4 protein-coding genes are annotated in these 8,898 nt (G+C 46.3%); 2 read left to right on the top strand and 2 right to left on the bottom strand.

Annotated elements, in window-relative coordinates:
* Positions 1 to 117 precede the first annotated feature (117 nt).
* The gene (locus tag AB1797_10690; protein ID MEW5768068.1) at positions 118 to 3,144 is read left to right on the top strand and encodes an HAD-IC family P-type ATPase; all 3,027 of its coding nucleotides are present in this window, start codon (positions 118 to 120) and stop codon (positions 3,142 to 3,144) included.
* Between the two features lie 274 nt (positions 3,145 to 3,418).
* Positions 3,419 to 5,047, top strand: coding sequence for a radical SAM protein (locus AB1797_10685; protein MEW5768067.1), 1,629 nt, complete (start codon positions 3,419 to 3,421; stop codon positions 5,045 to 5,047).
* On the opposite strand, the gene AB1797_10680 is transcribed toward AB1797_10685, so the two are convergent.
* Both AB1797_10680 and AB1797_10675 read right to left on the bottom strand, forming a co-directional pair.
* A complete protein-coding gene (locus AB1797_10680; protein ID MEW5768066.1) occupies positions 5,039 to 8,209 on the bottom strand; it encodes a hypothetical protein in 3,171 nt (1,056 codons plus the stop codon). The genes AB1797_10685 and AB1797_10680 overlap by 9 nt on opposite strands.
* A gap of 337 nt (positions 8,210 to 8,546) precedes the next feature.
* On the bottom strand, positions 8,547 to 8,898 hold a 352-nt coding region (locus AB1797_10675; GenBank protein MEW5768065.1), incomplete at its 5' end, for an integrase core domain-containing protein.

Here is an 8,898-nt window from a genome sequence, read left to right as displayed (position 1 = left end):
TCAATCATTATGGTGAGGTGACAATCTCTTTTCTTAATTAAAGCTTCTATTAGATAAAGCTATCTTTCAAAAAGCCTTGTTGGCCCAATAGCACAAAACCTTTTCTGGAAGTGCGGAATGCAAGTTAGAATGGTTATTGTCAAAAAGGGTCTTGATTGGAAGGCTATTGATAAAAAACCCTGCAAGGTATTTTTTCTCTTTATTACCCCCAGTGATGATACTTCGCTTCATCTCCAGATTATGGCAAAGATAGCCGGCATACTAAGTGATCCCCCTGTTCGGGCACGGCTTGAAAATGCCCATTTGCCAGAAAATATCTATAATATCCTGGTTGACTATGAGGAAAAGGGTAAATCCGGGTATATAAACCTTCATAAGGAAAGCATTTTTGAAGAGCTGCAGACCTCGCCGCAGGGACTAAGCGAAGAAGAGGCTCAAAGAAGATTAAAGCTCTATGGCCATAATATCCTCAAAAAGATCAAGCAAGTCCCGGTCTATATCAAATTCTTAAAGAATCTTACCTCACTTTTTGCTATTCTCCTCTGGATAGGCGCAGGGTTATGCTTTATTCCGGCTGTAGCTATGCCTCAACTGGGCTGGGCTATTATTGGTGTCATCCTGATTAATGCTATCTTTTCATTCTGGCAGGAGTTTAAGGCAGAAAAGGCTATCGAAGCCCTTCAGAGATTACTACCCTTAAGATCAAAGGTGATGAGAAATGGTAAGGAAACAGATGTTCTGTCTTTAGAGCTTGTTCCTGGTGATATTATCCTTTTTGAGGAAGGGGATGCCATTTCTGTAGATGCCCGATTAATTGAGGCTTACGAAATACGAGTCAATAACTCGGCTCTGACTGGAGAATCAAGACCAATCTACAAGATGGCTGAACCCCTTAAGGATGAAAAGGTATTTTTATGGACTGAATTGCCAAATATGATCTTTGCTGGTACATCGGTTGTTTCAGGAAGCGGTAAGGCAATAGCTATTGGCACGGGTATGCACACAGAGATTGGTAAAATCGCCAGATTAACCCAGTCTGTAGAAGAGGAATTGAGCCCACTGCAAAAAGAGATACACCAGATGGTCAATGTTATTTCTATCTTAGCGGTTAGTATGGGTATTGTCTTTTTCTTTCTTGGTAAAGGCATTGGCGGTCTTTCTCTGGTTGCTGCCTTTACCTTTACTATTGGTATTATTGTGGCTAATATTCCAGAGGGTTTATTACCCACCCTATCCTTAGCCTTAGCTATGGGTGTTCAAAGAATGGCAAAAAGAAATGTTTTGATTAAACAACTCTCCTCAGTGGAGACACTTGGTTGCACAGATGTCATCTGTACAGATAAAACTGGCACCTTAACTACTAATCAAATTAGTGTCTGTAAAATTTTTATAAATCAGAAGGTTATTAACATAAGTGGTAGCTCTTATCAACCAAAAGGAGAATTCTTTGATGACCAGGAACAAAGGATTGAGCCTTTAATCCTGTCTCAAGATGCAACCTGTAAGATATTTTTCACCTCAATTGTGCTGTGTAATAATGCCCAACTAATCTCACCTACTCAAGAAGCGAATTCCTGGAGGATACTGGGCGACCCAACTGAGGGTTCACTAATTGTCTTAGCACAAAAGGCAGGACTGGATATAGAATCTCTAAGGCAGGGATATGAGCGAATTAGCCATCTGCCCTTTGAATCCAATCGCAAACGAATGTCCACCATTAATCAAAATAAGCATGGTCAAAGGGTAGCCTTTACTAAAGGTGCACCTATAGAAACCTTGTCTAAGTGTGATTCTATCTTCATTAATGGGCAAAAAATGGGGTTAACCCCTGAGCTGCTTCAATCAATCATCAATCAGAATGACCTTTTTGCTAAGGAGGGGCTAAGGGTACTGGCGGTAGCCTTTCGTGAGGATGATGAGTTATCTGCCCTGGTTAATTATACCAATGAAGAGGTAGAAAGGTCCCTTACCTTTTTAGCCCTGGTGGCGATGATAGACCCACCACGGCCAGAGGTGCCGGCGGCTATCAGGCAATGCCATAATGCTGGCATTAATCTGATTATGATTACTGGAGACTATGGTTTAACCGCTAAGTCGATTGCTTACAAAATTGGGATGATTGATGATCTACAAAAGGCGGTTGTAGTGACTGGTCAAGAGATAGATAATATGGATGATCAGAAATTGAAGGGTTTATTGAAACAGCCGATTATCTTTGCCCGTATGTCTCCGGATAAAAAGATGAGGATTGTCTCCTATCTAAAAGAGGAGGGGCATATTGTAGCTGTAACCGGGGATGGCGTAAATGATGCACCGGCTTTAAAAAAGGCTGATATTGGTGTGGCCCTGGGTAAACACGCCAATGATGTAGCTAAAGAAGCGGCTAATATGATCATCACCGATGATAACTTTGCCAGCATTGTAGCAGCTATTGAAGAAGGAAGGGCTGTCTATGCCAATATCAAACGATTCATTACCTATGTCCTTGCCAGCAATATACCAGAGATCATCCCCTTTATCCTTTTTGTTATGTTTAAGATTCCCCTCCCCTTAACGGTGATGCAAATTCTGGCTATAGACCTGGGAACAGATATTATCCCTGCTCTGGGTCTTGGGATAGAATCACCTGAGCCAGGAACTATGAATCGTCCACCTCGCTCAAGGAATGAACGATTAATTAATACCAGGATGTTCTTAATGGCTTATGGATTCCTGGGGATGATTGAGGCTGGACTTTGTATGTTAGCCTATTACTTTGTCTATTGGACATCTGGGTGGAAGTGGGGAATGCCTATGGCTTCAAATGGGCAGGTTTATATTATGGCTACGACTATGTGTCTGGCGGGCATTGTTGCCTGCCAGATTGGTAATGTCTTCTGCTGTCGAACCCATCGGGAATCAATATTTAAGGTAGGATTGATGAGCAATAAATTGGTTTTATTGGGGATATTAGCTGAGGTTATTATCATTCTTCTCTTTGTTTATGTCCCTTTTTTCCAGCATATCTTTGGCACATCTGCGATTGGGTTAAAGGATTGGCTATTGCTATCTACATTTGGACCAATTATCTTACTTTCGGAAGAGGGGAGGAAGTTTTTGGTTAGAAGATTCGGAAGTAATGAAATTAGCGACGTGTGCGGTTAGGAATTACAAGCAATTCTCCTCAAACCTGAAAGGTTTGAATTTTACATAACCACAGGTGAAACCTGCGGAAACGAAACATCTACCACAGCTCAACCCTGAAAGGGTTGAATTCTATGTGATGGATAATATTCGACCCTTGCAGGGTCGAGCGTTGCGGGTGTATTTATCTTCCGTAGGCTATTTAAAATTTGACGTTTTCAGCGTCGGTAGTCTATAACCCTAACCATACAGGTCGAAACTTTTCACTAATAACCACTATATTTACCGATGACCAATGACCAAATTGCCAATGACCAGATTAATTAAGAAAGCCAAATATCTCCTTTCAGCCGAAAAAAATGAGGCGCCCGCCTCCTCCAGAGAAGGACTTTCCATCTGTTTGGTCTACCCCAATACTTATTATATAGGTATGTCCAACCTGGGATTTTTGACCCTTTATCGAATCCTCAACTCTCAGCCCGGGATATACTGTGAAAGGGCCTTCCTTCCGGACCCGGAAGATTTAGCCGATTATTATCGAACCGGCGCCCCCTTATTTAGCCTTGAATCCGGACGTCCTCTAAGGGAGTTTCATATAATCGCTTTTTCTTTATGCTTTGAGTTGGATTTCCCTTATGTGCCTAAGGTGCTTGATCTGGCTGGAATTCCTCTCAAAAGCCGTGAAAGAACCAACCACGATCCCTTGGTTATGGCAGGTGGGCTAAGTGCTTACACCAATCCGGAGCCGCTGGCTGATTTTATTGATATCTTTATCCTGGGCGAGGGAGAAGAGGTTGTCCCGGAGGTAGTCACTATCTGTCTAAAAGGAAGCCGCCAAGGTTTGTCCTGGAATGAAGTCTTTGAAACCTTGCGGGAGATAGGCGGTGTCTATCTCCCGTCGGATTTTGAGGTGGCCTATCACCAGGATGGCACTATCGCTCGGATAAAAAATAAGGGAGGAAAGATAAATGGCCCGACCAGGAGATGGATTGTCTCCCTCGATTCATATCCCACTGCTTCTTCTATACTTACTCCACACACTGAATTTAAGGATCAGTATTTGATTGAAGTCAGCCGTGGCTGTCCCAAAAGATGCCGTTTTTGTGTCACGAGCTTTGCTACAGGGCCTTTTAGGTGCCGATCTGTGGAAGTTCTGATAGATCAGGTCAAGCATGGGCTTACTCTAAGCAAACGAATCGGACTGGTTGGGGCAGCCGTAGGTGATTATCCCTACCTGATAGAATTATGCAGCCGGATAAAAGATTTGGGCGGAAAGATCAGCTTGGCCTCTCTTCCCATAAAAGGTTTTCTCCCTTCACTCCTGCCCATGCTCGACCAGCAGACCATTACTCTGGCCATTGAAACGGGGTCGGCGGCTCTTCAGCAGAAGATTGGCAAGTATATTGAGGAAGATGAAATCATAGAGACGGTAGAGGCAGCAGGCCGGCAGGCCAACATTAAGCTCTACCTCATTATTGGTCTGCCGGGCGAATCTATGGATGATATTTTAGATACCATAAACCTGGTTAGGAAGATTAAGGATTCAATGAAGAGGGGTCTGAGCTTGAGTGTCGCTCCCTTTATTCCCAAACCGCATACACCTTGGGCCAGAGAGGCGATGGAGAAGACAGAGATCTTGGAAGAACGATTGAAGTTAATGAAAAAACACCTTCCGGGAGTAAGATTTACCCCTAAGAGTTTGAGACTGGCCAGGTATCAAACAGCCATTTCCAGGGGTGATCGCCGTCTGGGCCTGGTTCTTTCCTTAGTCGGCAGTCAAGGTCTTCCCTGGCCAAAGGCCTGGAAGGAGGCCGGCTTAGACCCTGAATTTTATACGGCTAAGATAACTGATCCGAAACGGATACTGCCCTGGGAACATCTACAGGTGGATAGGCTTCAGCCTTCAGTCTTCAGCCTATCTTAACAGAGAGAATTTCCCTGTCTTTTGATGCCCGGCTTCATCAGCGATGACATAAATATATATCCCGGCAGCGGCCGCTTCCCCCCATTGATTAAAGCTGTCCCAGGTCAGGCCGTAGGCGTTGGCGTAAGGGATCGGGCCCAGGTCCCTTTTGGGAAGCTTTCTGACTAACTCGCCGGTGAGGGTGTAAATGCCTACCCGGGAGGTTTCGGTCAGGTGAATGAATTTCAATGCCCCATTGTAGGCCTCGCTGGGCTGGTACGGAACAGGATAGACCAGGGCATCTCTCAAATCCGCCGCCGGGCCAATAATGGGCGGTTGGTTTGAAATAGCAAAGGTGGTTTGCGTATGATCTTCCCCACTCAGTTGGCCGTCATTGGCGGCCACCTTGATCAGGTAATCCTCTCCGTCTTTAAAACTGGTTGTATCCCACGGATAACACTCACCATTATTAGCTTTTCCCAAAGCCAGCCCCATCCAGCTTAAATCAGAATACCGCTTGACAAAGAGATCAATGGAGAGATCATCCCCATCAGGATCAGTCGCCTGCCAGCAAATCTCAGCTACTCCGCGGAGTATCTCCCCACCAACAGGATAGGTGAGGGTTACCTGGGGGGGACGGTTTGCTCCCAGGGTTGTTTCAGAGACGACATTAGACAGGGGAGATAGATTGCCTTCCTCATCGCAGGCCTTGAGGGCGAAATAGTAAAGGGTTCGGGGATCAAGCCCCTCTACCCCAAAGGCCTCTTTTGATCCCGGCAGTGCCGGCCGGGGATTATCTTCGACCTGGATGGCGGCTGCCCAATTATCTTCGTTAATTAGAGAAGTGGAGTAACGGATATCGTAGCAACTGGCCTGGCCCTCCTGGCAGTCATCACCGGGGGCAGTCCAGGAGAGGGTGACACTGTGAGTGGTGGGATTGCCGGCGATCAGATCGGTAATCCGGCAGGGGGAAGTGGTATCGGCTAACCTCAGGGTTGTTTCAGAAGCGATGTTTGAGCGGAGAGAGACATTTTCTGCCTCATCTAGGGTCTTGATGGCGAAGTAATAAGTTGTCTCAGGATCAAGCCCGGCCACGACAAAAACCTCAGCCGCTCCGGAGACCCTGGGTGTTGGCTCGTCTTCAACCTGAGTGGCTTCAGTCCAGGTTTCAATGGCTGCCCGTGAGGTAGAATACCGGAGGTCATAGGCTGCGGCCTGCCCTACTCGGTCATCATCCCCCGGGGCAGTCCAGGCCAGGGTAATGGTATGCAAGGTCGGATCAGCGGCCGTTAAGTCGATAATGGCTCCAGGGGGGGTGCTGTCGGCCGGTGTTTCCACATATTCCACTACGCCGCCGCCCCGGGTGCCGGCAAATACCCGGCCGCCTGATACCACTAAGGACATAATGGATGGAGAGACAAGGCCGTCTTGAGTCAATTGAGTCCAGGCAATTCCCCCATCCTGACTGCGAAAAACACCGCCTTCATAGGTGCCGGCGTAAATCGTCCGCTCATTATCCTGATCAATGGCTAAAGAGAGGATAGAGCGTTTGGAGAGGCCGGTATTTATCTCTTTCCATGTTTCACCCCTGTCAGAACTCTGGAAGACCCCTCCGCCGTAAGTGCCCAAGTAAAGGATTCCATCAGAGGTTATGTCTAAGGCCCGGACATCAGTATTGCTCAGGCCGGTGTTCTTTCCGGTCCAGGTGGCTCCTCCGTCATCGCTTCTGAATACCCCGCTGAAGCCTCCAGCATAGATTATCTTTTCATCTCCAGGGTCTACGGCCAGGGCATGGATACCGGCTCCGTCCATACCCTGGTTGGCCGGATTCCAGTTGTTTCCCCCATTAGTGCTGGCAAAGACCCCCTTTCCACCGGTTCCGGCATACAGGGTAGTTGAAGAGGCGGCCAGCGACCAGACTGAAAGGTCTAAAAGACCCTCGTTGATCTGGCTCCATTCTCCTCCTCCATTTAATGTTCTAAATGCCCCCTGGCTGTAAGTTCCGGCATAGACTACCTCAGTATTATCAGGGACCGCCAGGAGGTCCTCGAGGGTATTGTTCATAATTCCTTCACTTCTGGCCTCCCAGCTTTTTCCCCCATCACTGCTTTTATAAACCCCACCCCCGAAATCGATACCGGCATAGAGAATACCGCCATCTCCGGCCGTTAAAGCCTGAACGTAGGTATTGGTTATCCCTTTGTTTATTTCTTCCCAGGAAAGCCCTCCGTTATTGCTTTTAAATATCCCTCCACCGTTGGTTCCCACATAGATAAAATCAGAATCCAGGGACAGGGATCGAACCTTAGTATTGGATAGGCCTGTGTTTATCGGCTGCCAGGTCTCTTTACCCCGCTGTCTTTTGTAGACTCCTCCGCCAAAGGTCCCTACATACTCGACCCCAGCCGTGATATCGATCACCAGACAGCGGATGTCATTATCGGTTAGCCCCAGGTTCTGGGACGTCCAATTTTCGCCGCCATCACTGGTTTTGTAGATGCCTCCCTTATCAAGACCAATATACACCGTCTTACTGTCAAGCGGGTCTATGGTTACTGACCAGACCTTGTCCCTACTCAATTCCCCGTTCAGTTTATCCCATTTTGTTCCACCGCTGATAGTCTTGTAGATTCCACCCCAGGTAGCCGCGTAAACAATCTCTGGATTTCTGGGATCTATGGCTATCGAACGCACATCAGGGGTATTCAGAGACAAGCTCCAGTTATTTCCGCTATCTTCGCTCTTGTAAACCCCATTATAACCGGCCGCATAGAGCAATTCAGGATTTGTCCGGGCTAAAGCGATAAACCGCACATCAGGCGTGCCCAGCCCTCTGTCTTTCTTTTGCCAGTTTGCTCCTCCGTCAAGACTATGATATATCCCCTCCGCCGAGGCTAAATAGAGATGTCCTGAATTATCCGGCGTGATAAAAAGGCAGCGAATATCGAGCGAGGCAAGACCTTCATTTACAGGGTCCCAGGACACGCCTCCGTTAATGGTTTTAAATACCCCCCCACCGAAAGTGGTCACATAAATGGTCTGACTGTCTTGTGGATCGACCGCAATAGAGGTGATGACCCCGCCGTAAGGCCCATTACTAACCCATGAATCGGCATTCAGGGCTTGATTAGAATACACTCCAAATAAAATAGCTAAACAGAGAATCGAATAAAGCCTTTTCATCAAAATCCCTCCCCAAGATGCGACCTATCTTGAGCCTTCCGTGGCCAATATATTTTCGTAACTACTCAGGTAGATAGACTAAAGGCTGAAGGCTGAAGACTGAAGGCTGAAGACTGAAGGCTGAAGGCTTTTAGGAATAAATGCGGAGAGCAGATGATTGGACTTCAGCCTTCAGCCTTCAGCCTATCTACCTAATGAATATATCGGCCAGAGATTAATTTAACTTAAATTTTCTGTAACTATTCAGCCACAAAGCCACTAAGCCACGAGAGTAAAGTGGACCCATTTGTCAAGACAAAAAATAGCGTTTTTTAAGTTACAGTTTTGAGTCATTATTTTAGTTGTTTCTACCAAAATATACCTCTGCGGGTGTCTTATTACCAATAGACTGATGTGGTCTTTCCTGGTTATAAAAGCTCATATAGTCGCTGATACCTTGTCTTGCTTCCCAAACATTCTGATAATCTTTAAGGTACACCTCCTCGTATTTTAATGTCCTCCACAATCTCTCGGTGAAAATATTATCTGTTACCCTCCCTTTCCCATCCATACTTACCCGGATGTTGTTTTGTTCTAACTTAGAGACAAAGTCTAAGCTGGTAAATTGTGACCCCTGATCAGAATTAAATATCTCAGGCATACCTATAGCAAATGCCTTCTCTAAAGCAGTTATGCAGAAATTTACCTCA

The organism is bacterium (assembly GCA_040753085.1).
Taxonomy (GTDB): Bacteria; UBA9089; JASEGY01; order JASEGY01; family JASEGY01; genus JASEGY01.
This window is presented reverse-complemented; position numbering and strand designations above follow the sequence as displayed.

Bases quoted from the DNA above. Each gene is read 5' to 3' on its own strand.
- AB1797_10690 (MEW5768068.1), top strand. From the start codon at position 118: ATGCAAGTTAGAATGGTTATTGTCAAAAAGGGTCTTGATTGGAAGGCT.
- AB1797_10680 (MEW5768066.1), bottom strand. From the start codon at position 8,209: ATGAAAAGGCTTTATTCGATTCTCTGTTTAGCTATTTTATTTGGAGTG.
- AB1797_10685 (MEW5768067.1), top strand. From the start codon at position 3,419: ATGACCAAATTGCCAATGACCAGATTAATTAAGAAAGCCAAATATCTC.